The 24,168-nt window shown below is 72.9% G+C and carries 22 protein-coding genes and 1 riboswitch; of the genes, 15 read left to right on the top strand and 7 right to left on the bottom strand.

Annotated features, from left to right (window positions below; genetic code table 11):
- Positions 1–49 precede the first annotated feature (49 nt).
- The gene (locus tag ACFYYT_RS21595) at positions 50–1,747 is read left to right on the top strand and encodes an NAD(P)/FAD-dependent oxidoreductase (RefSeq protein WP_351826763.1); all 1,698 of its coding nucleotides are present in this window, start codon (positions 50–52) and stop codon (positions 1,745–1,747) included.
- A 95-nt stretch (positions 1,748–1,842) separates the two neighbouring features.
- Here the strand turns inward: ACFYYT_RS21595 and ACFYYT_RS21590 are convergent, their stop codons facing one another.
- From ACFYYT_RS21590 to ACFYYT_RS21575, 4 genes are all read right to left on the bottom strand, one after another.
- Complete coding sequence (locus tag ACFYYT_RS21590; protein ID WP_351826764.1) at positions 1,843–2,244, bottom strand: hypothetical protein; 402 nt, start codon at positions 2,242–2,244, stop codon at positions 1,843–1,845.
- 9 nt (positions 2,245–2,253) lie between these two features.
- Positions 2,254–2,931: a DUF5995 family protein gene (locus ACFYYT_RS21585; RefSeq protein WP_351826765.1), complete on the bottom strand. Its 678-nt coding sequence runs from the start codon at positions 2,929–2,931 to the stop codon at positions 2,254–2,256.
- 77 nt (positions 2,932–3,008) lie between these two features.
- Positions 3,009–4,442, bottom strand: coding sequence for a solute carrier family 23 protein (locus ACFYYT_RS21580; RefSeq protein WP_351826766.1), 1,434 nt, complete (start codon positions 4,440–4,442; stop codon positions 3,009–3,011).
- A 75-nt stretch (positions 4,443–4,517) separates the two neighbouring features.
- Entirely contained in the window at positions 4,518–5,741 is a 1,224-nt protein-coding gene (locus tag ACFYYT_RS21575) for an MFS transporter (protein WP_351826767.1), read from the bottom strand.
- 55 nt (positions 5,742–5,796) lie between these two features.
- Between ACFYYT_RS21575 and ACFYYT_RS21570 the strand changes: the two genes are divergently transcribed.
- Positions 5,797–6,972 carry an ROK family transcriptional regulator gene (locus ACFYYT_RS21570; RefSeq protein WP_351826768.1) on the top strand — a complete coding sequence of 392 codons (1,176 nt, stop codon included), beginning with the start codon at positions 5,797–5,799 and terminating at the stop codon, positions 6,970–6,972.
- A gap of 99 nt (positions 6,973–7,071) precedes the next feature.
- On the opposite strand, the gene ACFYYT_RS21565 is transcribed toward ACFYYT_RS21570, so the two are convergent.
- Entirely contained in the window at positions 7,072–9,429 is a 2,358-nt protein-coding gene (locus ACFYYT_RS21565; protein WP_351826769.1) for a chitinase C-terminal domain-containing protein, read from the bottom strand.
- A gap of 311 nt (positions 9,430–9,740) precedes the next feature.
- A riboswitch (FMN riboswitch) is annotated at positions 9,741–9,870 on the top strand.
- Positions 9,871–10,022: 152 nt separating this feature from the next.
- On the opposite strand from ACFYYT_RS21565, the gene ribD reads away from it, so the two are divergent.
- The 10 genes from ribD to ACFYYT_RS21515 all read left to right on the top strand — a co-directional run bounded on the left by ribD (position 10,023) and on the right by ACFYYT_RS21515 (position 18,696).
- Complete coding sequence (gene ribD, locus ACFYYT_RS21560) at positions 10,023–11,162, top strand: bifunctional diaminohydroxyphosphoribosylaminopyrimidine deaminase/5-amino-6-(5-phosphoribosylamino)uracil reductase RibD (protein ID WP_388608911.1); 1,140 nt, start codon at positions 10,023–10,025, stop codon at positions 11,160–11,162.
- On the top strand, positions 11,163–11,801 hold the full coding sequence (locus ACFYYT_RS21555; RefSeq protein WP_351826770.1) for a riboflavin synthase: 639 nt from the start codon (positions 11,163–11,165) through the stop codon (positions 11,799–11,801).
- Complete coding sequence (locus ACFYYT_RS21550; protein WP_351826771.1) at positions 11,798–12,451, top strand: nicotinamide mononucleotide transporter family protein; 654 nt, start codon at positions 11,798–11,800, stop codon at positions 12,449–12,451. The genes ACFYYT_RS21555 and ACFYYT_RS21550 overlap by 4 nt, the downstream gene beginning before the upstream one ends.
- Entirely contained in the window at positions 12,448–13,749 is a 1,302-nt protein-coding gene (locus tag ACFYYT_RS21545; protein WP_351826772.1) for a bifunctional 3,4-dihydroxy-2-butanone-4-phosphate synthase/GTP cyclohydrolase II, read from the top strand. The genes ACFYYT_RS21550 and ACFYYT_RS21545 overlap by 4 nt, the downstream gene beginning before the upstream one ends.
- A 90-nt stretch (positions 13,750–13,839) precedes the next feature.
- Positions 13,840–14,325 (top strand): 6,7-dimethyl-8-ribityllumazine synthase, encoded by a 486-nt coding sequence (ribH, locus tag ACFYYT_RS21540; protein ID WP_007262951.1) that lies wholly within the window; start codon positions 13,840–13,842, stop codon positions 14,323–14,325.
- A 35-nt stretch (positions 14,326–14,360) separates the two neighbouring features.
- Entirely contained in the window at positions 14,361–14,642 is a 282-nt protein-coding gene (locus tag ACFYYT_RS21535) for a phosphoribosyl-ATP diphosphatase (protein ID WP_351826773.1), read from the top strand.
- A gap of 75 nt (positions 14,643–14,717) precedes the next feature.
- The gene (gene hisG / locus ACFYYT_RS21530; RefSeq protein ID WP_351826774.1) at positions 14,718–15,566 is read left to right on the top strand and encodes an ATP phosphoribosyltransferase; all 849 of its coding nucleotides are present in this window, start codon (positions 14,718–14,720) and stop codon (positions 15,564–15,566) included.
- A 54-nt stretch (positions 15,567–15,620) separates the two neighbouring features.
- Positions 15,621–16,085, top strand: a complete 465-nt coding sequence (locus tag ACFYYT_RS21525; protein WP_351826775.1) for a PH domain-containing protein — start codon at positions 15,621–15,623, stop codon at positions 16,083–16,085.
- Positions 16,086–16,285: 200 nt separating this feature from the next.
- Positions 16,286–17,647 (top strand): hemolysin family protein, encoded by a 1,362-nt coding sequence (locus tag ACFYYT_RS21520; protein ID WP_351826776.1) that lies wholly within the window; start codon positions 16,286–16,288, stop codon positions 17,645–17,647.
- Positions 17,644–18,696, top strand: a complete 1,053-nt coding sequence (locus ACFYYT_RS21515) for a hemolysin family protein (RefSeq protein ID WP_351826777.1) — start codon at positions 17,644–17,646, stop codon at positions 18,694–18,696. The genes ACFYYT_RS21520 and ACFYYT_RS21515 overlap by 4 nt, the downstream gene beginning before the upstream one ends.
- Before the next feature lie 26 nt (positions 18,697–18,722).
- Here ACFYYT_RS21515 and ACFYYT_RS21510 read toward each other — a convergent pair whose 3' ends face one another.
- Both ACFYYT_RS21510 and ACFYYT_RS21505 read right to left on the bottom strand, forming a co-directional pair.
- On the bottom strand, positions 18,723–20,684 hold the full coding sequence (locus tag ACFYYT_RS21510; RefSeq protein ID WP_351826778.1) for an AAA family ATPase: 1,962 nt from the start codon (positions 20,682–20,684) through the stop codon (positions 18,723–18,725).
- Positions 20,685–21,073: 389 nt separating this feature from the next.
- Complete coding sequence (locus ACFYYT_RS21505; protein ID WP_351826780.1) at positions 21,074–21,661, bottom strand: hypothetical protein; 588 nt, start codon at positions 21,659–21,661, stop codon at positions 21,074–21,076.
- A 236-nt stretch (positions 21,662–21,897) separates the two neighbouring features.
- On the opposite strand from ACFYYT_RS21505, the gene ACFYYT_RS21500 reads away from it, so the two are divergent.
- The 3 genes from ACFYYT_RS21500 to ACFYYT_RS21490 all read left to right on the top strand — a co-directional run bounded on the left by ACFYYT_RS21500 (position 21,898) and on the right by ACFYYT_RS21490 (position 24,162).
- Positions 21,898–23,313 carry a peptidase C39 family protein gene (locus ACFYYT_RS21500; protein WP_388608903.1) on the top strand — a complete coding sequence of 472 codons (1,416 nt, stop codon included), beginning with the start codon at positions 21,898–21,900 and terminating at the stop codon, positions 23,311–23,313.
- Positions 23,314–23,439: 126 nt separating this feature from the next.
- Complete coding sequence (locus tag ACFYYT_RS21495) at positions 23,440–23,874, top strand: SPW repeat protein (RefSeq protein ID WP_351831790.1); 435 nt, start codon at positions 23,440–23,442, stop codon at positions 23,872–23,874.
- Positions 23,875–24,009: 135 nt separating this feature from the next.
- Complete coding sequence (locus ACFYYT_RS21490) at positions 24,010–24,162, top strand: SCO1431 family membrane protein (RefSeq protein WP_351831787.1); 153 nt, start codon at positions 24,010–24,012, stop codon at positions 24,160–24,162.
- Positions 24,163–24,168 lie beyond the last annotated feature (6 nt).

The raw sequence follows: 24,168 nt of genomic DNA, 5'->3' as shown, positions 1-24,168 counted from the left end.
CCGCTCGCCCCGCCGCCCCCTGCCACACCCCGCAAGGAGACGTACCCCCATGACGTCCACGGTGCCCACCACCGCCGTCCCGCACAGCGACGGTCAGCCCCCGATCACCATGTTCGGGCCTGACTTCCCGTACGCGTACGACGACTTCCTCGCCCACCCGGCGGGGCTCGGCCAGATACCGGCGACCGAGCACGGCACCGAGGTGGCCGTCATCGGCGGCGGTCTCTCCGGCATCATCTCCGCCTACGAGCTGATGAAGATGGGCCTCAAGCCCGTCGTCTACGAGGCCGACCAGATCGGCGGCCGGCTGCGCACCGTCGGCTTCGAGGGCGCGGGCACCGAGGGCCTGACCGCGGAGATGGGCGCCATGCGCTTCCCGCCGTCCTCCACCGCGCTCCAGCACTACATCGACCTCGTGGGCCTGGTCACCGAGCCGTTCCCGAACCCGCTCGCCGAGTCCACCCCCTCGACGGTCGTCGACCTCAAGGGCGAGACGCACTACGCCGAGACCATCGCCGACCTCCCGCAGATCTACCGCGACGTGTCCGCCGCGTGGAACGCCTGCCTGGACGAGGGCGCCGACTTCTCCGACATGAACACCGCGATGCGCGAGCGGGACGTCCCGCGCATCCGCGAGATCTGGGCGAAGCTCGTCGAGAAGCTCGACGACGAGACCTTCTACGGCTTCCTCTGCAAGTCCGAGGCCTTCCAGTCCTTCCGCAAGCGGGAGATCTTCGGCCAGGTCGGCTTCGGCACCGGCGGCTGGGACACCGACTTCCCCAACTCCATCCTGGAGATCCTCCGCGTCGTCTACACCGAGGCGGACGACCACCACCGCGGCATCGTCGGCGGTTCGCAGCAGCTGCCGCTGCGCCTGTGGGAGCGCGAGCCCGAGAAGATCGTGCACTGGGCCCAGGGCACCTCGCTGTCCTCCCTGCACGACGGCTCCCCGCGCCCGGCGGTCACCCGCCTGCACCGCACGGCCGGCAACCGCATCACGGTCACCGACGCCGACGGCGACATCCGCACGTACCGCGCCGCGATCTTCACGGCCCAGTCCTGGATGCTGCTCTCGAAGATCGCCTGCGACGACACGCTGTTCCCGATCGACCACTGGACGGCGATCGAGCGCACGCACTACATGGAGTCCAGCAAGCTCTTCATCCCCGTCGACCGGCCGTTCTGGCTGGACAAGGACGAGGACACGGGCCGCGACGTCATGTCGATGACCCTCACCGACCGCATGACCCGCGGCACCTACCTGCTGGACAACGGCCCGGACCAGCCCGCCACCATCTGCCTCTCGTACACCTGGTGCGACGACAGCCTCAAGTGGCTGCCGCTGTCCGCGAACGAGCGGATGGAGGTCATGCTGAAGTCCCTCGGCGAGATCTACCCCAAGGTCGACATCCGCCGTCACATCATCGGCAACCCGGTGACCGTGTCCTGGGAGAACGAGCCCTACTTCATGGGCGCGTTCAAGGCGAACCTGCCGGGCCACTACCGCTACCAGCGCCGCCTGTTCACGCACTTCATGCAGGACCGCCTCCCCGAGGACAAGCGCGGCATCTTCCTCGCGGGCGACGACATCTCCTGGACGGCCGGGTGGGCCGAGGGCGCCGTCCAGACCGCCCTGAACGCGGTCTGGGGCGTCATGCACCACCTCGGCGGCGCGACCGACTCCACCAACCCGGGTCCGGGCGACGTCTACGACGAGATCGCACCGGTCGAGCTCCCGGAGGACTGATCCCTCCCGGACCCCCGTGACCACGGGCCGCCCCCGCGCACGAGCGCGGCGGCGGCCCGTTCTCATGCCCGCCGCCCGTCCTCCAGGGCGCGCGTTCAGATCAGGTGCCTGCGCAGACGGTGGGCGAGGCGCACCTCGACGCGCCGCCCGGCCGGATGGAACTCCGGGTCCGGCCAGAACAGCCACTGCGACGGCTGTGGCGGGTCCGCCCGCCGCACCCCCTCCCGTTTCTGCGCCCGCCGCCCGACCTGCCAGGCGGCAAGCTCCGCCAGCCACAGCCGCCGCGCCTCGTCGAGCTCCTCCACCGCCCGCACCAGCGATGCGGGGTCCTCGTCCAGGTCGCGCGGGATCCCCGCGCTGCGGCACAGGTGGTGGTAGGTGGCGTAGAAGCCGTACGGGGCGAACTCGCTCAGGCAGGTGCGCAGCGCCGACAGCCTCCGGTACGGCGGGCGGGCGGCATCGTGCACCCGGAGCCGGTGCGTCGCGAAGCTGGCCATCCGCCGAGGCTAGAGGGCGTACGCCCCGGTCGCACGGGGTTTCAGGGGGGAGGGGGTGAGCAGGCAGCGGCCGACCAGGCCGACTCCGGCGTCGAGGGATTCGGTGAATTCCCCGGCCAGTTCGGGGGAGCGGCGCAGTGCCCACAGCAGCCGGGCCGCCGCCCAGGCGCCGGAGCGGGCGCGCTCCAGGCTCCAGGAGCCGAGCAGGTGCGTCAGCGGGTCGGCGACCTCCAGGAGGTCCGGACCCGGCATGAGGTCCTCGCGGATGCGCTCCTCCAGGGAGACCAGCGTGTCCCCGACCCGGTGGAAGTCGGCTTCGAGGGCGGCGGGCGCGCAGCCCAGGGCGTGGCAGGAGGAGACGACCGCCAGCGCGAGGTCGTGCCCGATGTGGGCGTTGATCCCGGCCAGCGCGTGCTGGAGCGGCCGCACCCCCGGGTGGCGGCGGTACTGGAGCAGCGGGCGCCAGCAGGCCGGGGCCCGGCCCTCGGCCTCCACCGCCCTCAGGTAGCGCTCCGCGAAGCGCACGCTCAGGGTCTCGGCCCGGCGGGGCGCCGGGAAGCCGCCGTGGCCGATCCGGTGGTGGAGGGTCTGGGTGACCGTCAGGTAGACCCGGTTGAAGACGGCGACGCCGTCCTGCGCGGGGAGCCGCTCGTCGAGGGCGCGCATCCGCGCGAGTACCGCTTCCATGTCAGGCAGCGTGGCAGCCGGGACGGGCCGCGCGGGGAACTTGGCCGTACGCTTCGCCGGTTCGGGCGAAGCCGCCGTCAACGCGGCGTGTCCCGCCCGCCGTCCCGCCCGCCGTCGCGCCCGCCGTCCCGCTCGGCGTCGCCCTCGTCGTAGGCGGAGGTGCCCGAGTCGAGGAGGGGCTCCTGCAGCTTGAGGTGGGGCGGGGCGAAGTAGCGCAGCGTGTGGTAGCCGGTGATCACCACGATGGTGCCCAGGGCGATGCCGCCCAGCTCGAAGCTGTCGCTGAAGTGCAGCTTGACCCCGCCGACGCCGATGATGATGCCCGCCGCCGCCGGGACCAGGTTCAGCGGGTTGCGCAGGTCCACCCCGCCGTTGATCCAGATCTGCGCGCCGAGCAGGCCGATCATGCCGTAGAGGATCACGGTGATGCCGCCGAGCACCCCGCCCGGGATCGCGGCGACGACCGCGCCGAACTTGGGGCACAGGCCGAAGAGCAGGGCGAAGCCCGCCGCCGCCCAGTAGGCCGCCGTGGAGTAGACGCGGGTGGCCGCCATGACGCCGATGTTCTCGGAGTACGTGGTGTTGGGCGGGCCGCCGACCGCCGTGGAGAGCATGGACGCGGCGCCGTCGGCGGCGATGGCGGTGCCGAGCTTGTCGTCGAGCGGGTCGCCGGTCATCTCGCCGACGGCCTTGATGTGTCCGGCGTTCTCCGCGATCAGCGCGATCACCACCGGCAGTGCGATGAGGATCGCCGACCACTGGAACTGCGGGGCGTGGAAGGACGGGAGCCCGATCCAGTCGGCCTTGGCGACGCCGGAGAGGTCGAGCCGCCAGTGGTCCACGGCCTCCGGGCCGCCCGCCGTCGAGTGGATCTGCCCGAAGACCAGGTCGAAGATCCAGGAGACCCCGTACCCGAAGATCAGGCCCAGGAAGATCGCGATGCGCGACCAGAACCCGCGCAGGCAGACCACGGCCAGCCCGGTGAACAGCATGGTCAGCAGCGCCGTCCACTGGTCCTGCGGCCAGTACGTGGAGGCCGTCACCGGCGCCAGGTTGAAGCCGATCAGCATCACGACCGCGCCCGTGACCACCGGCGGCATCGCCGCGTGGATGATCCGCGCGCCGAACCGCTGGACGGCCAGCCCGGCCAGGAACAGCGCCGCGCCGACGACGAACACGGCGCCCGTGACCACCGCGCTGTTCCCGCCGCCGGCCCGGATCGCCGCGGCCACTCCGACGAAGGAGAGGGAGCAGCCCAGGTACGAGGGCACCCGGCCGCGGGTCGCGAGCAGGAAGATGACGGTCGCGATGCCGGACATCATGATCGCCAGGTTCGGGTCCAGGCCCATGAGGACCGGGGCGACGAAACTCGCGCCGAACATCGCGACGACGTGCTGGGCGCCGAGCCCGGCGGTGCGCGGCCACGACAGCCGTTCGTCCGGCCGCACCACCGCGCCGGGGGCGGGGGTCCGCCCGTCTCCGTGCAGGGTCCAGCGCACGCCGAAGCCCATGTCCCACCACTTCCGTTCGATTCGTCAGGCACCTGGCCGGACGCTCCCGGAGGGCGTGGTCGACCAGCCGATATATTACGGCCGGGTTGGGGCAGGTTCGTCCCGATTGGACGGGCCGACCGCCCCCGGCACCGGCTTGCCGCGCAGCACGGCCGCCCCCACGACCAGGGCGAAGGCGAGCAGCGTGACCAGACCGAAGGACACCACGAGCGAGGTCGCGTCCGCCACCGCGCCGATGGCGGACGGGGCGATGAGTCCCGATGTGTACGTGATCGTCGCCACGCCGGCGATGGCCTGCGCGGGAGCCGGACCGCTGCGCGCCGCCGCCGCGAAGGCCAGCGGCACCACCACCGCGATGCCGAGTCCGATCAGCCCGAAACCGGCCAGGGCCGCCGCCGGCTGGTGGACCGTGACCACCAGCAGCCCGCCCGCGGTGGCCAGTACCCCGCCGGCCCGGACCGTGCGCACCGCCCCGAACCGGTCCACGACCCGGTCCCCGGCCAGCCGGGCCAGCGTCATGGTCAGCGCGAACGCGGTGGTCGAGGCGGCGGCCAGCCCCGCGTCCGTGTGCAGTACGTCCCGCAGGTACACCGCCGACCAGTCCATGCTGGCGCCCTCGGCGAAGACCGCGCAGAAGCCGACGAGGCCGATCACCAGGGCCGATTTCGGCGGCAGGGTGAAGTGCGGGGGCGCCTCGCCGGCCTCCCCGCGCAGGTCCAGCACTCCCCGTACGGCGAGCAGCCCGGCCCCCGTCAGGGCGAGGGCGGCGATCAGGTGGTGCAGCCGGGCGTCGGCGCCCGCGTGCGCGGCGAGCGTCCCGGCGGCCGAACCCAGCAGGGCGCCCGCGCTCCACATGCCGTGCAGCGAGGACATGATCGACCGGCCGAGCCGGTTCTCGGTCTCCACGCCGAGCGCGTTCATGGCGACGTCCGCCATGCCCGAGGTGGCTCCGTAGACGAACAGGGCGCCGCACAGCACGGCCAGGTTCGGAGCCAGGCTCGGCAGGATCAGCGACAGGGTCCACAGGGCCAGCAGGCCGCGCAGGGCGGCGCGGGCGCCGAAGCGGTGGTTGATCCGCCCGGCCAGCGGCATCGCGAGGGCCGCTCCGAGGGCGGGGAAGGCCAGGGCCAGGCCCAGGGTGCCCGCGCTGAGCTGGGCGTGGTCCTGGATCCAGGGGATGCGGGTGGCGAACGAGCCGGTGACGGCGCCGTGGGCGCAGAAGACGGCGGCTATCGCGAAGCGGGCGTGGCGCAGGCGCGCCGGGCTGGGGCCGGGATCCCCGGACGTGGGCCGTGTCATGGGCGTAAACTATCAGGGACCCTGCCTGATAGTTAGTGGCTCTCCCCTCCCTAAGATGGGCGCCGTGACCCCTGCCAAGGTGCTGACCCCCGCCGCCGCCCCGTCTCCGGCTCCGGCCCCCGCCTCGCCGAGCACGGCCCGGGCCATCAACGACCGCCTCGCCCTCGAACTCCTCCAGGAGGAAGGGCCCCTGACGGCGAGCCGGCTCAAGCAGCTGACCGGACTCTCCCGCCCCTCCGTCGCCGACCTCGTCGAACGGCTCGCCGAGGCCGGACTGATCGAGGTCGTGGGCGAGTCCGGCGCCCAGCGGCGCGGCCCCAACGCCCGCCTCTACGGGATCGTGGCCCGCCGGGCCCACCTCGCGGCCCTGGACGTACGGACCGACAGCGCGACCGCCGTCGTCACCGACCTGCTGGGCCGCCCGCTGGCCTCGGCGGCCCTGCCGGTCGACGCCGTGGAGGAGGCCGTGGAGCGGCTGGAGGCCCTCACCCGGGAGGCCGGCGCCGAGGCCCTGCACACCGTGGTCGTCGGCGCGCCCGGCCTGGTCGCCCCCGGCAGCGGCGAACTGGCCGGCCCGGTCGGGCTGCCCGTCTGGCACGGGGAGCTGGTCTCCGCCCTCCAGCGGCGGCTGCCCGCCACCGTCGTCGTGGAGAACGAGACCAACCTGGCGGCCCTGGCCGAGCAGCGCGTCGGCGCCGCCCGGGACCTGGACTCCTTCGTGCTGCTGTGGCTGGGCGCGGGGGTGGGCGCCGCCGTGGTGCTGGACGGCCGGCTGCGCCGGGGTGCCTCCGGCGGAGCGGGGGAGATCGGCTTCCTCCCGGTGCCGGGGACGGCGCGGCTGCCCTCCGCCACCGACTGCGGGGGCGGCTTCCACGCGCTGGTGGGGCGGGACGCGGTGAGCGCCCTCGCGGTCGCGCACGGGTTCCCGGGCCCGGTCGAGGAGGCCGTCGCCGGGGCGGCCGGGGCCGCCTTCCTGGAGGCCCTCGCGGAGCGGCTCGCGCTCGGGGCGGCCGCCGTCGCCGCGGTGCTCGACCCCGGCTGCGTGGTCCTCGGCGGTGAGCTCGGCCGGGCCGGCGGCCCCGGCCTCGCCGACCGGGTCGAGCGCCGCCTGGCCACCCTCACCCCCGTCCCGACCCGGGTCCGGGCGACCGCCCTGGGCGGTCCGGCGGTCCTGGAGGGTGCGCGGCTGGCCGCCCGCGAAGCGGCCCAGTCGGTCCTGTTCGGCCCCTGACGGGGCCGCCGCGCGGGCCGGCCGGCGTCCGGACGTGCGAGGACCCGGTGGCCGCCGGGCCACCGGGTCCTCACGTTCGGCGGGGCAGGGGTGCCGGGATCAGCAGGCTCCCTGGTCCTTCCAGACCCCCCAGTCACCGGTGGTGCCGGGCTCCTCGTTCTGCGTCCACCACTGGGCCTTCCAGGTGTGGCCCTTGTGGGAGACGACGGTTCCGCCCGTGGAGACCGAGCCCGCCACGTACGCCGGGGCGGTGCACGTACCGCCCGGAGGCGTCGTCGGAGGCGTGGTCGGGGGAGTGGTCGGCGGGGTCGTCGGCGGGGTGGTGGGCGGCGTGGTGGTGCCCGGCTCCGTCAGCGTCGTGCCGCGCGCCAGGTCCCCGGCGAGGGCGTAGGTGGTGCCGGAGATGTTCACCGTCCAGTTGGAGGGCGTGGACACCGGCAGGTAGTAGTTGAACGCCAGGTCGACCGAGGCGCCCGGGGCCAGCGTCTGCCAGGCCGGGAGCTTCAGGGAGACCCGCTGGAAGTCGCCCTTCAGGCCGCCGACGTTGCTGCCGCTGTGGCCGGTGCTGATCACCTTCGTGCCGAAGCCGGACTGGTCGGAGGCGTTGGCCGGGGCCGAGGTTCCGTAGTCGAACTGGAACTCCGTACCGCCGGGCAGCGTGGTCTTCGTGTTGTTGGTGATCTTCAGCTTCGGGGTGATCGGGTAGTTGGAGTCGCCCAGCTTGAACTCGGTGAACTCCGTCTTGATGTCGACGGCCCGCGCGGGCAGCGCCGCGCCCGCCTTCTTCGCGCCGTACGGGGTGGCGGCCTTGAACTTGTCGTACATCAGGGAGGTGAGCGTGTCGCCCATCTCGTACTGGCCCTTGGCCGCGTTGTAGGAGTAGTCGCCCGCGAGCTCCCACACCATCGTGCCGCCGATGCCCTTGTTCACCACGTAGTCGGCCTTGGCGGCGACGGACTGCTCGTCCTCCGTCGACAGGAAGACCTTCTTCTGCGCGTTCCACAGCCACGGCGCCACCAGCGTGGAGTCGTACTTGCGGGCGTAGGTGCCGCTCAGCGTGGTGTTCGCGGGGAAGCCGTACTTCGTGACGTAGTCGCCTACGACGCCCTTCTCCAGGTTCTTCGCGTGCCACATCGGGTTGGAGCCCGCCGGGGACTCGGCCCCGTTGGTGTCCAGGTCGTGCCAGAGGTTGTCGATGCCGACCGCGCCGTCACCGCACTTGGTCAGGCCCGCGCCCGCCGGGCAGGTGGTGGCCGGGGCCTTGCCCCACAGGCCGTCCGTGCCGCCCTGCACGTTCTTGAAGCCGCGGGTGTAGTACGGCAGGCCGATGTTGATCCGGCCCGACGGCATCGAACCGCGGAAGTAGTGGTAGGCCCAGTCGGTGTTCAGGTAGCCGGTGCCGCCGTACTGGGAGGTGGAGTAGACGCTCGCGGCGGCCAGTTCCCCGTCCTTGCCGTCGTCGAAGAGCGCGGCGTTGGGACCGACGTACTCGTTCCAGGCGCCGTGCAGGTCGTAGGACATGATGTTGACGTAGTCCAGGTACTGCTGCATCTGGAAGGTCTCCATGCCCCGCAGCAGGTAGCCGGAGGACGGGGCGGCGACGGAGAGCAGGTAGTGCTTGCCGTCCGTGGCGCCCGCGCGGTCGAGCTTCTCGCGCAGGGACTTCATGAGGGCCGCGTAGCCCTTGACGAGACCGCCCCGGCGGGCGTTGGACAGCTGCCAGTCCAGCGGGTTGCCCGAGTCCTTCATGGTGGTCGGGTACTCGTAGTCGATGTCGACGCCGTTGAAGCCGTACTTGCGGATGAACTCCACCGAGGAGTCCGCGAAGGTGTCGATGCCGGCCTGGTTGACGGAGCCGTCGGCGTTGGTGGCCATGGAGTAGAAGCCGCCGGAGGCGACGCGGTTGCCGTCGTCGCCGAAGTAGCCGCCGGTCTCCGCCCAGCCGCCCACCGAGATGAGCGTCTTGACGTTCGGGTACTGCTTCTTGAATTTGTTCAGGAGGTTGAAGTGGCCCTTGTAGGGGAGGGCCGGGTCCATCTCCGCGCCGGCGACGCCGGGCCAGGTCATCCCGGTGGCGGCGTTGTTCGCGTTGTCCGCGCCGACGGAGATCTTGTTGTCACCGCCGACGTGCGCGAAGGCGTAGTTGAGGTGGGTGACCTTGGACCACGGGACGTTGTTGGCGAGGTAGGCGGGAGTGCCGTCCTTGCCGGTGCGCCAGCCGGTGAAGTAGCCGATGACGCGGCGCTGGTGGTCCGCGCCCATCTTCTCGCGGCCTTCGGAGTCGTAGACCGAGCAGTACGGGACGTCCACGCCCGCGGTCTTGTACAGACCGTCGGGGCGACAGCTCTCGTTGTCGGCGGCGTGGGACACGCCCGCCGAGAGCCCGCCGACCAGCAGTCCGGCGATGGCGGCGCCGGACGCGAGGAGCAGCGCTCTCGTACGAGTGGGGGACGGCATGGTGCCTCCTGGGGAGGGGAGGATGGCAGGACACGGCGTGCGGTGACGTGCGGGAACGTGACGCTGGTCGGCCTATGACGTGCGCACGTCGGCAGGCCGGGAACCCCGGGGAAGATGAAGGGAACGTTAAGAGGACTAGACCAACCCGTCAATAGGTCTGGACCAAAGCGAGGGCGGCGCGGCTCCGGCACCGGCGCGGCGCGGGTGGCGCGAGAGCGACCCTCGAGAACGGCTGGTTTGTGACCCAGGCCACAGCGCTTCACTCGCATGGCCGTCGGCGGCCCGTGGCACACTGGCCGTAGTACCAGTAGCAGCGCACTCCGGGGTCGGTGTAATTCCGAACCGGCGGTATAGTCCGCGACCCGTCCGCATCCAGCGGCCGGTTGACCAGGTGAAATTCCTGGACCGACGGTTAAAGTCCGGATGGGAGGCAGTGCGCGGCGGGCCAGTCACCGGTACGCCGCCGTCGGCGGTCCATCGGCGTATCCCCAGCGGATACGTGTCGGACGGACCGGTCTTCCGGCCTCGGCGCCCCCGCGTGTGCTCACCCGCTTCATCTGTCGTATCCCGACAGGCCCCGGAGTCCGTGCCCGATGAGGCAGGAGGACCCGGTGGCGACACACGCCGACGTGAACGCGGAGCCCGGCACCGACGTGCGGGCCATGCGGCGCGCCGTCGCACTCGCGGCGCGCGGACTCGGCTCCACCAGTCCCAACCCGGTCGTCGGGTGCGTGATCACCGATGCCTCCGGCACCGTCGTCGGCGAAGGCTGGCACGAGCGGGCCGGCGGCCCCCACGCCGAGGTCCACGCCCTGCGCCGGGCCGGCGCGGCGGCCCGCGGCGGCACCGCGTACGTCACCCTCGAACCCTGTGACCACACCGGCCGCACGGGCCCCTGCACCCGGGCCCTCCTGGAGGCCGGCGTCACCCGGGTGCGCTACGCCGTGTCCGACCCGGACCCGCGGGCCGCGGGCGGCGGCGCCACGCTCCGCGCGGCCGGCATCGACGCCGAGGGCGGACTCCTCGCCGAAGAGGCCGAGGCGGGCAACGCCGCCTGGCTGACCTCCGTACGCCTCGGCCGCCCCCACGTCACCTGGAAGTACGCCGCCACCCTCGACGGGCGCAGCGCCGCCGCCGACGGCAGCAGCCGCTGGATCACCTCCGCCGAGTCCCGGGCCGACGTCCACCGGCTGCGCGCCGAGTGCGACGCCGTCCTCGTCGGCGGCGGCACCCTGCGCGAGGACGACCCGCACCTCGCCGTCCGCGGCGTCGACGGCGCGACCCAGCCCCTGCGGATCGCCCTCGACACCCGCGCGGGCCTGCGCCCCACCGCCCGCATCCTCGACGACGCCGCCCCCACCCTGCTCGTCGTGGGAGAGGACGCCGACACCGGCCACCTGCCCGGCGTCGAGCTGCTCCGCGTGCCCCTGCACGAGGGCCGGGTCGTCATCGCCGGCCTGCTCGAACGGCTCCAGGCCCGCGGCCTGCGCTCCCTGCTCCTCGAAGGCGGCCCCACCCTGGCGGGCGCCTTCCTGCGGGCCGGAGCCGTCGACCGGGTCGTCGGCTACCTCGCCCCCGCCCTCCTCGGCGCGGGCCCCGCCGCCCTCGCCGGCGCGGGCATCGAGAACGTCTCCGACGCGCTGCGCCTCGACATCACCGAGGCCGTCCGCATCGGCCCCGACCTCCGCATCACCGCAGTCCCCACCGTCCGTACGCCCCTCAAGGAGCACTGAGTGTTCACCGGAATCGTCGAAGAACTGGGCGAGGTCACCGCCGTCGAGCGGCTCGCGGACGCCTCCCGCTTCCGCCTGCGCGGCCCCGTCGTGACCGAGGGCGCCAAGCACGGCGACTCGATCGCCGTCAACGGCGTCTGTCTGACCGTCGTGGAGAGCGCCGACGGCGAGTTCACCGCCGACGTGATGCAGGAGACCCTGAACCGCTCCAGCCTCGGCGCGCTCACCGCGGGCTCCCGCGTCAACCTGGAGCGCCCCATGGCCCTCGGCGGACGCCTCGGCGGCCACCTCGTCCAGGGGCACGTGGACGGCACCGGCGAGATCCTCTCCCGGACCCCCTCCGAGCACTGGGAGATCGTCCGGGTCGCGCTCCCGGAGAACCTCTCAAGGTACGTCGTAGAAAAGGGCTCTATCACTGTGGACGGTGTCAGCCTCACCGTGGTGGAGGCCGCTGCCGGTCACTTCAGCATCAGCCTCATCCCCACCACCCTGGCGCTGACCACCCTGGGCATCAAGCAGCCCGGCGACCCGGTCAACCTGGAGGTCGACGTCCTCGCGAAGTACGTCGAGCGCCTCCTCGCGGCCGGGGTCGACCCCCTGACCGCCACCCCCGAGCACCCGAAGGAGACGAACCGGTGAGCGCCCTGACCTGGCTCAACTCCGAGGCCTTCAGCGCCTTCGGCCAGAAGATCATCTGGTCGGACGCGATCGGCAACACCATGGGCCTCGCCGCCCTCGCGCTCGGCTGGCGGCGCTCCATATGGACCTGGCCGACCCAGTTCCTCTCCGGCGCCATCCTCTTCGTCGCGTTCGCCGCCGGGCACCTCTCCGGCAACGCCGGCAAGCAGGTGGTCGTCATGGTGGTCGCGCTGTGGGGCTGGACGATGTGGAGCCGCGGCAAGCGCCGGGCACAGGACGCCTCGCTGGCCGTCCGCTTCGCCACCTGGCGCGAGCGCGGCCTGCTGCTGGGCGCCGCCGCCGTCGGCACCCTCGCCGTCGCCGGGCTGTTCACCCTCTACCCGTGGATGTCCTGGAACCCGCTGCCCGACGCCTACATCTTCGTCGGCACCGTCGTCGCCATGTACGCCCAGGCCAAGGGCCTGGTCGAGTTCTGGTTCGCCTGGCTGCTCGTCGACGCGGTCGGCGTCCCGCTCGCCTTCACCAGCGGGTACGCCTTCTCCGCCTTCGTGTACGTGATCTACGGAGCCCTCGTGCTCTGGGGTGCGTACGACTGGTACCAGCGCTCGCGCACCAACCCCGCCCCGGCCCTCGAAGGAGCAACGGCATGACCCCCCTCAAGCCCGTGCCGGACGTCCCCGCCTCCGCTCCGCAGGAGTCCTTCCGCCTCGACCCCGTCGAGCAGGCCCTGCGCGACATCGCCGCCGGCCGCCCCGTGGTCGTCGTCGACGACGAGGACCGCGAGAACGAGGGCGACCTCGTCATCGCCGCCGAGATGGCCACCCCCGAGATCATCGCCTTCATGATGAGCGAGTGCCGCGGCCTGATCTGCGCGCCCATGGAGGGCCCGGAGCTGGAGCGCCTGGAGCTCCCGCAGATGGTCCATCGCAACACCGAGTCGATGCAGACCGCCTTCACCGTCTCCGTCGACGCCTCCGGCGCCCACGGCGTCACCACCGGAATCTCCGCCGCCGACCGCGCCACCACCCTGCGCCTGCTGGCGAGCGGCGCCTCGGGACCCGAGGACTTCGTCCGCCCCGGCCACGTCTTCCCGCTGCGCGCCAAGCCCGGCGGCGTCCTGGTCCGCAACGGCCACACCGAGGCCGCCGTCGACCTCGCCCGCCTCGCGGGCCTGCGCCCGGCCGGCGCCATCGTGGAGATCGCCGGCGAGGACGGCGTCATGCTGCGCCTGCCCGAGCTGATCCCCTTCGCCCGCAAGCACGGACTGACGATCATCTCCATCGAGGACCTGATCGCCTACCGCCGCTCCGCCGAGCCGACCGTCCGCCGCGAGGCCGAGGTCAGCCTGCCGACCGCGGCCGGCGAGTTCACCGCCTACGGGTTCCGCTCCACCGCCGACGGCGTCGAGCACGTCGCCCTCGTCCACGGCGAGATCGGCGACGGCGAGGGCGTCCTCGTCCGGATGCACTCCGAATGCCTGACCGGCGACATCTTCCAGTCCCAGCGCTGCGACTGCGGACCCCAGCTCCAGGCCGCCATGGCGCGCATCCAGGCCGAGGGCCGCGGCGTGGTCGTCTACCTGCGCGGCCACGAGGGCCGGGGCATCGGACTCCTGTCCAAGCTGCGCGCCTACGAACTCCAGGAGCGCGGCCGCGACACGCTGGACGCCAACCTGGAACTCGGCCTGCCCGCCGACGCCCGCGACTACGGGGCCGGCGCCCAGATCCTCGCCGACCTCGGCGTCCGCAGCGTCCGGCTGCTGACCAACAACCCCGACAAGTCCGCCGCGCTCGTCCGCCACGGCATCGCCGTCAGCGGCCGCGAGCAGATGCCCATCGAGGCGGGCGAGCACAACCTGCGGTACCTGCGCACCAAGCGGGACCGGATGGGCCACGACCTGCCCTGGCTGGAGGGGGCCGTGCCCACCTCCGCCTGCGGCAACCAGTGACACCCGCACACCCGTAGACGTACACCCGTACACCCGTACACGTAACCCGGCACACCCCGACACACCCACGAACAACCGAGGAGCAGAGCTGTGAGCGGCAAGGGCGCACCCGAACTGAGCGTGAAGAACTGCGGCGACCTCCGAGTGGCCGTGATCGCGGCCCAGTGGCACGAGAAGGTCATGGACGGACTGGTCGACGGCGCCCTGCGGGCCCTGCACGAGCTGGGCATCGACGAGCCCACCCTGCTCCGCGTCCCCGGCAGCTTCGAGCTGCCGGTCGTGGCGAAGGTACTCGCCGGTCGCGGTTACGATGCCATCGTCGCCCTCGGCGTGGTCATCCGTGGCGGCACCCCGCACTTCGACTACGTCTGCCAGGGCGTCACCCAGGGCCTGGTACAGGTGTCGATCGACACCGGAGTCCCCGTCGGCTTCGGCGTTCTGACCTGCGACAACGACGAGCAGGCGCTGGACCGCGCCGGGCTCGAGGGGTCGAACGAGGACAAGGGGCACGAAGCGGTCACCGCCGCCGTCTCCACCGCCATGACCCTGCGGACCGTCAGCGAACCCTGGCGCTGAGCGGCGGCGCGGGACCCCTTATTCTGAGGACCATCATGGCGAACGAACCCTCCAAGAGTTTCGAAGAGCTCTTCACCGAGCTCCAGCTCAAGGCCGCCGACGGCGACCCCAGCACCTCGCGCACCGCCGAGCTCGTCGGCAAGGGCGTCCATGCCATCGGCAAGAAGATCGTCGAGGAGGCCGCCGAGGTGTGGATGGCCGCCGAGTACGAGGGCAAGGAAGCCGCCGCCGAGGAGATCTCCCAGCTGCTCTACCACGTTCAGGTGATGATGGTGGCGCGCGGGATCTCCCTCGACGACGTCTACGCCCACCTCTAGGCCGGAGCTCTCCACGGCGGGTCCCGCGCCCCGCTCCCGCACTCCCTTTCGCACCTACGCACCAAAGGAAGCCCCATGCTGCGCATCGCCGTCCCCAACAAGGGCTCACTCTCCGGAGCGGCGTCGGCGATGCTCCATGAGGCCGGCTACCGCCAGCGCAAGGAGTCCAAGGAACTCGTCACGGTCGACCCCGAGAACGAGGTCGAGTTCTTCTACCTCCGCCCGAAGGACATCGCGATCTACGTCGCCTCGGGCAAGCTGGACATCGGCATCACCGGCCGTGACCTGCTGCTGGACTCCGGCGCCAACGCCGAGGAGATCCTGCCGCTGAACTTCGGCCGGTCCACCTTCCGCTACGCCACCAAGCCCGGCACCGCGAAGGGCCCCGAGGACTTCGCCGGCATGACGATCGCCACCTCCTACGAGGGCATCGTCGCCAAGCACCTCGCCGAGATCGGCATCGATGCCTCCGTCGTCCACCTGGACGGCGCCGTCGAGACCGCCATCGAGCTCGGCGTCGCGCAGATCATCGCCGACGTCGTGGAGACCGGCACCAGCCTGCGCAACGCCGGACTGGAGGTCATCGGCGAGCCGATCCTCAAGTCCGAGGCGACCGTCATCCGCCGCACCGGCGCCGGCGTCGACGACCCGAAGGTCGCGCAGTTCCTGCGCCGCCTCCAGGGCGTCCTCGTGGCCCGCAGCTACGTGATGATGGACTACGACTGCCGCGCCGAGCACCTGGAGCGGGCCGTCGCCCTCACCCCCGGCCTGGAGTCGCCGACGATCTCCCCGCTCCACAACGAGGGCTGGGTCGCGGTCCGCGCCATGGTCCCCGCCAAGGAAGCCCAGCGGATCATGGACGACCTGTACGAGCTCGGCGCGCGCGCGATCCTCACCACCTCGATCCACGCCTGCCGTCTCTGACTCGTACGCAGTCCCCGGCCCCGTACGCCCCCTCCAGAAGGCATCACCAGCACCATGAGCGAGTCCGCCGCCCCGCCCGCCCCGCCCGCCCTGCCGGTCACCTTCCGGCCGACCCGCACCCGGGCGGTGCTGCTGGGCGTCGGGCTCGCCATGTTCGCCACCATCACGGCCATCGCCCTGCTGCTGGAGAACCTCGGCCCCGGCGAGCGCCTCAGCTTCGTCCTCACGGCCGCCCTGATGGCCTCCGTCCTCGTCCTGCTCAGCCGCCCCAAGGTGGTCGCGGACGAGACCGGGGTCACCGTGGTCAACCTGACCACCACCCGCCGCCTGGAGTGGGCGCAGATCCTGCGCGTCAACCTCCGCCCCGGCGACCCGTGGGTGTTCCTGGACCTGAGCGACGGCACCAGCCTGCCCGCCCTCGGCATCCAGCCCGGCATCGCCCGGGCCCAGGCGATCGGCGACGCCCGCGCCCTGCGCTCCCTCGTGGAGACCAGGGGAACCGGCGCGACCGACCACTGAGTCCGAGCGGTCTCGTCGCTGCGTCCCATTGCGGCGGCGATCCCAATGACTACCCTGGTGGCGGGGCGCGAACGCGCGCCCTCCCACACGCCCCGGGACCCCGTGGCCCGTGGGCACCATCGACCAGAGGAGTGACTCCCTCCAGCAATGGACGGATCGTCCGGTAGTACACGCGCCGCCCTCCCCCCGAAGGCGGCGGCATGACCATCCCGCTTCTCCTGCTCCTGGCGGCCTTCGCCCTGATCCTCGCCAACGGTTTCTTCGTGGCGGCCGAATTCGGCCTCGTCACGGTGGAGAGACCCGAGGCCGAACGCGCCGCCGCCGAGGGCGACCGCCGTGCCCGCACGGTCGTCGAAGCCCTGCGGGAGCTGTCCTTCCAGCTCTCCGGCACCCAGCTCGGCATCACCATCACCTCGCTCGTCGTCGGCATGCTCGCCGAACCGGCCCTCGCCGCACTCCTGTCGGGGCCCCTGGCCGCGACCGGCCTGCCCCGCGGAGCCGTCTCCGGCGCCGCCGTGCTCATCGGGATGCTGCTCGCCGCAGCCGTCCAGATGGTCGTCGGAGAGCTCGTCCCGAAGAACTGGGCGGTCTCCCGGCCGCTCCAGGTGGCCCGGTTCGTGGCCGGACCGCAGCAGGTCTTCTCCCGGGCCTTCCGGCCCGTCATCGCCGCCCTCAACGCCATCGCGAACCGCCTCGTACGGGCGCTCGGCGTCGAGCCCGCGGAGGAGATGGCCTCCGCCCGCACCCCCGGTGAACTGGTCTCCCTGGTCCGTCATTCGGCCCAGGCCGGCGCCCTCGAACAGGACACGGCCGACCTCTTCGTACGGACCCTGTCGCTGGGCGAGCTCACCGCCCAGCACGTCATGACCCCCCGCGTGAAGGTCAGCGCCCTCCAGCACACGGCCACCGCGGCCGACGTGCTGAACCTGACCCGCGCCACCGGTCTGTCCCGCTTCCCCGTCTACCGCGACCGCATCGACGAGATCACCGGCGTGGTCCACCTCAAGGACGCCCTCGCGGTGCCCGAGTACGCGCGCGGCCGCACCACCGTCGCCCGCATCTGCGTCGCCCCGCTCCTGGTGCCCGGCTCCCTGCCGGTACAGCCCCTGCTGGAACGGCTGCGCAGCGAACAGCCCATGGCCGTGGTCGTCGACGAGTACGGCGGCACGGCCGGAGTGGTCACCCTGGAGGACATCGTGGAGGAACTCGTCGGCGAGGTCCGCGACGAGCACGACCTCGCCGAGGACGCCGGACCCGAACTCGCCGCCGTACCCGCCGAGGACGGCCGCCCCTCCTGGGAGGCCGACGGCAGCTGCCGCGTCCACACCCTGCGCCGCATAGGCCTGGAGGTGCCCGAGGGCCCCTACGAGACCGTCGCCGGCCTCGTCGCCGACCTGCTCGGCCGCATCCCCGCCCCCGGGGACCGCGCCGAGCTCCCCGGCTGGAAGCTGTCCGTCCGCCAGGTCGGCCGCTACCGGGCCGAGCGCGTGCGGCTGGTGCGCACCACACCGCTGGGAGCCGTACCGGCCCCGGCCGAGCTCACCCCGGCGGGTGGCCGGTGAACGCCCTCCAGCTGCTCTTCGCGCTGCTCCTCGTCCTGGCCAACGGCTTCTTCGTCGGAGCCGAGTTCGCGCTCGTCTCCGTACGCCGGAGCCAGATCGAACCCCTCGCCGCGGACTCCGCGCGGGCCCGCCAGGTGCTGCACGGGCTGGAGAACCTGCCGCGCATGATGGCGGCCGCCCAGTTCGGCATCACCCTGTGCTCGCTCACCCTCGGCGCGGTCGCCGAGCCCACCGTGGCACGGCTCCTGGAGCCCCTCTTCGAGGCCGCCCACCTGCCCGAGGGCCTGGTGCACCCCCTCGGGTACGCCGTCGCCCTGGCCGCCGTGGTCTTCCTGCACCTGGTGATCGGCGAGATGGTCCCGAAGAACCTCGCCATGGCCGCCCCCGAGCGGACCGCGCTGTGGTTCAGCCCCGGCCTGGTCGCCTTCGCCCGCGTGTGCGGACCGGTGACCAGCGCGCTGGGCGCCTGCGCCGCGCTCGTCCTGCGGCTCTTCAAGGTCGAGCCCAAGGACGAGGTCGAGGCCGTCTACACCAGCGCCCAGCTCGGCCGCCTCGTCAAGGACTCCCGGCAGGCCGGACTCCTCGAACCGGTCGAGCAGGAACGCCTGGAGGACGCCCTCGGACTGGGCAGCCGCCCGGTCACCGACGTCCTGCTGGCCCGCGAGCGGCTCGTGACCGTCGGCCCGGCCGTCACCCCGCGCCAGATCGAACAGCTGACGGTGCGCACCGGCTACTCCCGGTTCCCCGTCCGCTCCGACACCGGCTCCTTCATGGGCTACCTCCACGTCAAGGACGTCCTCGACCTGGAGGAGCGCGAGCGGGCCGTCCCCCAGCGGGTGTGGCGCAGGATGACCACCCTGTGCTCCACCCTCCCGCTGGACGACGCCCTCACGGTCATGCGCCGTGACGCCACCCACCTGGCCCAGGTCGCCGACCCGGCCGGGAAGGTGCTCGGCCTGGTGGCGCTGGAGGACGTCCTGGAGATGCTCGTCGGCGAGGTCCGCGACCCGGCCCACCGCACCCACCGCACGTACGTGCGCAGCGCCTAGGGCGGCCCGGACGGCCCGAGCCCCCGCTACATCGGCGGGGGCTCGGGCCGTCCCGGGTCGGCGGGGCCACGCCCCGACAGCACCTCCCCGTACGCCTGCATCAGGTCGGCCAGCCGCAGCGTCGACAGGTCCTCCCGCGAGGGCTCACCGGCGAAGCCGGCCAGCCGCAGATCGCGGTAGGCGCAGCTCTTCTCGTACAGGGTGCGCAGGAAGCGGCCGTTGCCGAGCTCGTCGATCCAGCCCTGCTCCACCACGTGCCCGCTGATACTGCGCAGCTCCTCCACAGCCTCCTCGTCCCACCGGTCGCCGTTCGCGTCGGCCAGCACCCCGCCGATCGCGGTCAGCTCCGGCGGCCGGTAGCTCGGGAAGTCCACCCGGGTGGTGAACCGCGAGGACAGCCCCGGGTTCGCGGCCAGCAGCCGGTCCATCCCCGCCGGATAGCCCGCCAGGATCACCACCAGGTGGTCCCGGTTGTCCTCGGCCCGCTTGAGCAGCACCTGGAGGGCCTCGTCGCCGTACGCGTCGCCCTTGCTGTAACCGGAGTTGGACAGGCTGTACGCCTCGTCCACGAACAGCACTCCGCCGATCGCCGAGTCGATCAGCTCGTTCGCCTTGACCGCGGTCTGCCCCAGGAACTCGCCCACCAGGTCCGCCCGTTGCGCCTCCACCAGGTGGTCGCCGCCCAGCAGCCCCAGCGCGTAGAACACCCGCCCCAGGATCCGTGCCACCGTCGTCTTGCCCGTGCCCGAGGGCCCCGAGAAGACGAAGTGCCGCTTCGGGGGCTGGACCGGCAGTCCCTGGGCCGCCCGCAGCCTCGCCATGTGCAACTGCGCCGACAGGGCCTTCACCTGTCGCTTCACCGGCTCCAGGCCCACCATCCGCTCCAGCTCGGCCAGCGCCTCGGCCAGCGCCCGCGGATCGGCCGGACCGGCGGGCAGCCCCGCCGGCGCGCCCTGCGGCGGCACCGTCACCTTGTGCCGCCGGACGTCCTCCACCCGGCCCGGACCCCCCAGGGACGGCCCGAACCGCTGGTCCGGGGGCTCCCCGGGCGTCGGCGGATCGGGGTCCACCTGCCCGTCCGCCGCGATGTCCTGGGCGGGCCCGCCGCCCCCGCCGAGGGCCACCGCCGCGTAGTCCCCGCCGACGGGGGACAGCCCGTGCCCGGCGAAGCCCTCGGCGCTGTGCCCGCCGTAGCCGGCGTACCCGGCCATGTCGTCGGGGTCGCTGCTGTCCGCGATGGCCGTCAGCCGGGCCGCGGTGTCCATGAAGGCCGGGTCCACCCGGTGCACCGCCCGGTACAGCGGCAGCGCCGCCGCGCTGCGCCCGGTCCCCTCGTGCGCCCGGGCGAGCCAGTACCGCAGCTCCTTGCGCTGCGGCTGCTCGCTGCGGCAGCGCATCAGCGCCGCCGACAGCATCGGCTCGGCCTGCCCGTACATCTCCAGCCGGACCCGGGCCATGCCGCCGAAGAGGCCCGCCTCGATCCCCAGCAGCGGATCGTCCACGAGCGGCTCGGTGTGCCGTACGAGCTGCTCCCAGTCCTTGACGAGGTAGGCCCGGCAGGCGTGCAGGAACCGTACCTGCGGATCGGTGTCCACCGGCGGCAGGGCGGCGAGCGCCTGGTCCAGCTCGGGCACGTGCCGGCCGTCCAGCCAGTGCGAGGCGTGCGCGAGCAGCAGGTCCCGTCGGCTCTCCAGCACCGGCTGCACCCACCAGCCCAGCCAGTACCAGGAGTTCAGGGTCCGCCGGTGCCGGGCCCGCTGCTCGCCGAAGCGGTCTCGGTGGGCGTACATGCGCAATAACGCGTTGGTGGTGTCCACCCGCAGCGCGTGCAGGCCCAGCCAGGCGTCGGCCATGGCGGGATCGAGCCTGACGGCAGCCCGGAACTCCTCCTCCGCCTGCGGGTAGGCGCCCATCGTGCAGGCGTCGACCCCGCGCAGCCAGGCGAGTTCGGCCGGGGCGTGAGCGCTGCCCGGCATGCCGAAGTCCATCACATCCCCCACAAGCCAGCCCCGTGGTGCGCGGCAACCCCCGCGCCGAGCACACGAGTTGTCCACCCCGCCGATGAAATCACCGATGAAATCAGGGCTGCATCGTACCTGCGGTGACGCACCTTACCCAGGGTGCGGTGGGTACGGGTCGGGCACGGAGCCATGGCGCCCGGTGTCACTCAGGGTGAGGTCGGGCGGCGCCGGAAGGGCGCGCCGCGCCCCGCCGGAGCCGGTCCGGGGCAGAACGAAGCCCCCGATCACGGGGGAACAATCGGGGGCTCCGCGTCCGCAGCGGCCTTCGCAGGCCGCGCATTGAGAACGTACGGCGGTTCCGGGGCCCCGGTCAAGCGACTCGGAGCAGCCCCGTGGGGGCGGTTCCGCGAGGGCGCTCAGGCCGGGGGGAGCCCGTGACGTTCGGTGACGAAACGGTGCGCTCCGGGGGCCGCAGGAGTCCCGGAAGTCCACTCGTATCCCGTACCACTCTGGCGTACCAGAGTGTCCGCGAAGGGGCGCGAAGGGTCACCGGAGAAGTGCGCGAGCTCCGCGCGCTCCCATCCGTCCCAGAAGTCGGAAAGTTCACGCCCGTCCCGGTTTCGCCCGCGCCCCCAGGACTCCTCGCGAGCCGTCTCCAGCCACAGCAGCCGCGCCAGGTGCGGCCGCAGCGCCCGCCGCCCGGCCCCGACCCCCTCCACGAGCAGCACCGGGGCGGGCTCCAGCAGCCGCGGGGCGCCGAAACGGCGTTCCACCCAGTCGTACGGGGTCCAGTGCGCGGCCCGCCCCGCGGCGAGCGGCTCCAGTACCTGGTCCCGCAGCCGCTCCTGCCAGCCGAAGAGCTCCTCGTGGGTGGCCACGTCGTCCAGGTGCAGCACCGGCGTGCCGCCCAGCGCCGCCGCGAGGCGTCCGGCGAAGGTGCTCTTCCCGGAGCCGGCGTGCCCGTCGACACCGATCAGGCGGACCGGCCCGAGCGAGGGGGGCAGGGCGGCGAGCTCCCGCGCGAGGGGGGCGAGGGATCCGAGCGGGTCGGGTGCACCGGCCGCCTCGTGCGCCTCGTGCGCATCGAGTGACGGGTGTGACGGGTGTGGCTCCACCCGGCCAGCGTACGGCCCACCGCCGGATCACCCCCGACACGGGCCCGGGGCTTCGCCGCACCGCCGCCGGGAACTGGAAGGGTGGACGAGCCGCTCCACCGCACCGACCCCTGGGGGCCACGCAGATGACCGCACCCACCCCGCGCCGGGCCCTCCTGGCCGTCGCCCTCGCCGCCGCCACCGCGGCCACCCTGCCCACGGGCCGCCCGGCCGCGGCGGCCGGCTCCGGCTCCGCCCCCGCGCCCGGCTCCGCCCCCGGCTCCGCCCCCGGCTCCGCCTCGGCCGCCCCGGGCGCGGCCGCGGCCCGGACGGTGGACAACCGGTTCTGGTACGCGTATGCCCACTGGCAGGCGGGCACGCACCGGGGCACCGCCGCCGTCGCGGGCACCCGTCCCGGCCTGGGCTTCACCGCCCCGACGGGCAGCACCGAGTACGCCGACCCCCACACCGGCCGCAAGGCCGCCTGGGAGCACGCCACCTGGACCTCCCCGGTGCACCGCTCCACCGTCCCGGCCACCGAGGTCATCGCCTCCTGGAACGCCCACACCCCGGCCGGCACCTGGATCCAGACCGAATTGCGCGGCACCTACACCGACGGCACCGCGACCCCCTGGTACGTGATGGGCCGCTGGGCCTCCGGCGACGCCGACGTCCGGCGCACCTCCGTCGACGGCCAGAGCGACGGCCGCAGCACCGTCTGGACCGACACCCTGGCCGTGGACCACCCCGAGGGCGGCCTGCGGATCGCCGCGTGGCAGCTGCGCGTCACCCTCTACCGCAAGCCCGGCTCCGGCGGCGGCCCGACGCTCTGGCTGGCCGGGGCGATGGCCTCCGACGTCCCCGACCGGTTCACCGTCCCGGCCTGCCCCCCCGGGGCGGCGGCGGGCCACGAGCTGAAGGTGCCGCGCTACTCCCAGGAGGTGCACACCGGCCAGTACCCCGAGTACGACAACGGCGGCGAGGCCTGGTGCAGCCCCACCTCCTCGCAGATGATCATCGAGTACTGGGGCGGCCGGCCCACCCCCGCCGCCCTGGCCTGGGTCGACCCCCACTACGCCGACCCGCAGGTGTGCCACGCCGCCCGCTCCACCTACGACGCCGCCTACAAGGGCTGCGGCAACTGGCCCTTCAACGCCGCGTACGCCGCCACCTACCCCGGTCTCGCCGGGGTCGTCACCCGGCTCGGTTCCCTCGCCGACCTGGAGACCCTGGTCCGGGCCGGGATCCCCGTCATCACCTCGCAGTCCTTCCTCGCCGGCGAGCTCGACGGGGCGGGCTACGGCACCAGCGGCCACCTCATGACCGTCGTCGGCTTCACCCGGAACGGGGACGTGGTGGCCAACGACCCCAACTCCGCCACCAACGCGGCGGTGCGCCGCGTCTACCCGCGCCGCCAGTGGGAGAACGTCTGGCTGCGGACCAAGCGCCTCAACGCCACCGGGAAGACCGTGTCGGGCAGCGGCGGCGTCTGCTACCTCTACGGCCCGGCGGCGCCGAGCGCGGCCCAGGCCGCCGCGCTGAAGGCCGTCGGCGTCCTGTGAGCGGGGCGGGGCGGGGGGAGGTGAGGAGCCGGGAAAAGCGCAGAAAAAGGCCCTCACTCCCAGGATCCAAGCGGGCTAATCTGGGCATAAAGGGCACATAAGGCTTCTCATAGGAGGCAGCCCGCCATGACCACTCACCCGAACATCGAACACCACCCCGACCTCGCCGAGATGCGCACTCGGTTCGAACGCGTGACGTCCACCCCCGCCGCACAGGCCGTGGAGGCGATGGCCCTGATCACGGGCCTGTACCTGGCGGCGTCGCCGTGGATCGCCGGCTTCAGCGTGCTGGGCCCGCTGGCCGTCAACAACCTGATCGCCGGTCTGGCCTTCTGTCTGTGCATGGGCGGGCTGGGCTCGGCGTACGAGCGCACCCACGCGATGGCCTGGACGGCCGTGGCGATCGGCGCCTGGACGATCGTGGCCCCCTGGGTCATGGCCGGGGAGATGGACACCACCCGCAGCGTCGTCAGCAACGTGATCACCGGTGTGGTCGCCCTGTGCCTCGGCCTGGCCATGGTCGCCATGGGCGGGGACCGGCGGACCACCACCAGGACCTGACCGGGACCCGTCCCGCACCGCCGGGCCCCGGGCCCTCCCGCACCGGGAAGGGCCCGGGGCCCGGCGGCGTGACGCGCGCCACCAGTGACGGTCGTCTCTTCCGCGAATGCCGCGAACGCTGGCACATTGGACGGCATGACCGCACACACCGCCGCCCTGACCGCCCGCGCCCGCAGCCTCGTCGGCACCGGCGGCCCCACAGAAGGCTCCGGCTGGCTGGAGCACGTGCTCGGCTGGACCCTGGTGGTCGTCGTGGCCATGTTCGTCACCCAGCTCGGCTGGTTCTGACCGTTG

The sequence above is a fragment of the Streptomyces sp. NPDC002032 genome, assembly GCF_042890765.1.
GTDB lineage: Bacteria > Actinomycetota > Actinomycetes > Streptomycetales > Streptomycetaceae > Streptomyces.
This window is presented reverse-complemented; position numbering and strand designations above follow the sequence as displayed.

Excerpts from the sequence above, each read along its gene's own strand:
- ACFYYT_RS21520 (WP_351826776.1), top strand. The coding sequence starts at position 16,286 with ATGACCATCCCGCTTCTCCTGCTCCTGGCGGCCTTCGCCCTGATCCTC.
- ACFYYT_RS21510 (WP_351826778.1), bottom strand. The coding sequence starts at position 20,684 with ATGGACTTCGGCATGCCGGGCAGCGCTCACGCCCCGGCCGAACTCGCC.
- ACFYYT_RS21585 (WP_351826765.1), bottom strand. The coding sequence starts at position 2,931 with ATGGAAGCGGTACTCGCGCGGATGCGCGCCCTCGACGAGCGGCTCCCC.
- ACFYYT_RS21490 (WP_351831787.1), top strand. The coding sequence starts at position 24,010 with ATGACCGCACACACCGCCGCCCTGACCGCCCGCGCCCGCAGCCTCGTC.
- ribD (WP_388608911.1), top strand. The coding sequence starts at position 10,023 with ATGAGGCAGGAGGACCCGGTGGCGACACACGCCGACGTGAACGCGGAG.
- ACFYYT_RS21580 (WP_351826766.1), bottom strand. The coding sequence starts at position 4,442 with ATGGGCTTCGGCGTGCGCTGGACCCTGCACGGAGACGGGCGGACCCCC.
- ACFYYT_RS21595 (WP_351826763.1), top strand. The coding sequence starts at position 50 with ATGACGTCCACGGTGCCCACCACCGCCGTCCCGCACAGCGACGGTCAG.
- ACFYYT_RS21590 (WP_351826764.1), bottom strand. The coding sequence starts at position 2,244 with ATGGCCAGCTTCGCGACGCACCGGCTCCGGGTGCACGATGCCGCCCGC.
- ACFYYT_RS21495 (WP_351831790.1), top strand. The coding sequence starts at position 23,440 with ATGACCACTCACCCGAACATCGAACACCACCCCGACCTCGCCGAGATG.
- ACFYYT_RS21500 (WP_388608903.1), top strand. The coding sequence starts at position 21,898 with ATGACCGCACCCACCCCGCGCCGGGCCCTCCTGGCCGTCGCCCTCGCC.
- ACFYYT_RS21545 (WP_351826772.1), top strand. The coding sequence starts at position 12,448 with ATGACCCCCCTCAAGCCCGTGCCGGACGTCCCCGCCTCCGCTCCGCAG.
- ACFYYT_RS21575 (WP_351826767.1), bottom strand. The coding sequence starts at position 5,741 with ATGACACGGCCCACGTCCGGGGATCCCGGCCCCAGCCCGGCGCGCCTG.
- ACFYYT_RS21525 (WP_351826775.1), top strand. The coding sequence starts at position 15,621 with ATGAGCGAGTCCGCCGCCCCGCCCGCCCCGCCCGCCCTGCCGGTCACC.
- hisG (WP_351826774.1), top strand. The coding sequence starts at position 14,718 with ATGCTGCGCATCGCCGTCCCCAACAAGGGCTCACTCTCCGGAGCGGCG.
- ACFYYT_RS21565 (WP_351826769.1), bottom strand. The coding sequence starts at position 9,429 with ATGCCGTCCCCCACTCGTACGAGAGCGCTGCTCCTCGCGTCCGGCGCC.
- ACFYYT_RS21535 (WP_351826773.1), top strand. The coding sequence starts at position 14,361 with ATGGCGAACGAACCCTCCAAGAGTTTCGAAGAGCTCTTCACCGAGCTC.
- ACFYYT_RS21570 (WP_351826768.1), top strand. The coding sequence starts at position 5,797 with ATGGGCGCCGTGACCCCTGCCAAGGTGCTGACCCCCGCCGCCGCCCCG.